We start from the raw sequence: 660 nt of genomic DNA, 5'->3' as shown, positions 1-660 counted from the left end.
TTCCAAAGCAACTCCCATTCTTATAGCACATTGATTTTGAAAATTGCAGGGGTAAGATCTCTTTCCAGGGTGATTGTTCCATAAATCATAAAACTTGATCATTATTATCGGTATTTAGGGTTACGTGATTGCTTATGTGTTTCTCTGATATGGGCAAATTCCCAAAATTCTTTTTCATCTGATCCCGAGTCAGCACACGTAAATCCTCCATCCAAAACTCTTTCCGTAACAATAACACTGTCTTTCTTGATGAGAATCCCCTGAAGAGCCTCTCCACATATCCTGCTGAAATCATCATTTTCATTGAATCCAAAATATTTTTTTACATCCGTGCTTACGGTATCTCCTAAAAAAATTAAGGTATGAGCGACCTTTACATTAGGATAGGCAAACGACTGAACTTTTCCATAACGTTTTAAAAAGTAACAGGGCGGGGAAAGTTTTATATTCCCCTTCACGACACGGTCTTTTGCTTCGATTTTTAGTTCTGCCTGATCTCCATTTTGCAATAATTTAAAATTGATCCCATCAAGAGAAAACGTGTCCGTCACTTTTAAGATCTTCTTATTTTCCTGTGTTGTATTTTCTTTTTGGTCTTCAACTTTTGAGGTCTTTGCATCATTTTTACAGGAGGCCAATAATATTCCTACAAAAAAAAGC

General features: G+C 36.2%; 1 protein-coding gene. It reads right to left on the bottom strand.

Annotated features, from left to right (window positions below; genetic code table 11):
• Window positions 1-104: 104 nt before the first annotated feature.
• On the bottom strand, window positions 105-660 hold a 556-nt coding region (locus tag GNY06_RS00285), incomplete at its 5' end, for a hypothetical protein (RefSeq protein WP_166518306.1).

Source organism: Elizabethkingia argenteiflava, from assembly GCF_009904105.1.
In the GTDB taxonomy this organism is placed as follows: domain Bacteria; phylum Bacteroidota; class Bacteroidia; order Flavobacteriales; family Weeksellaceae; genus Elizabethkingia; species Elizabethkingia argenteiflava.
The sequence above is the reverse complement of the archived record's forward strand: the minus strand, read 5'-3'. Positions and strand labels throughout refer to the sequence as shown.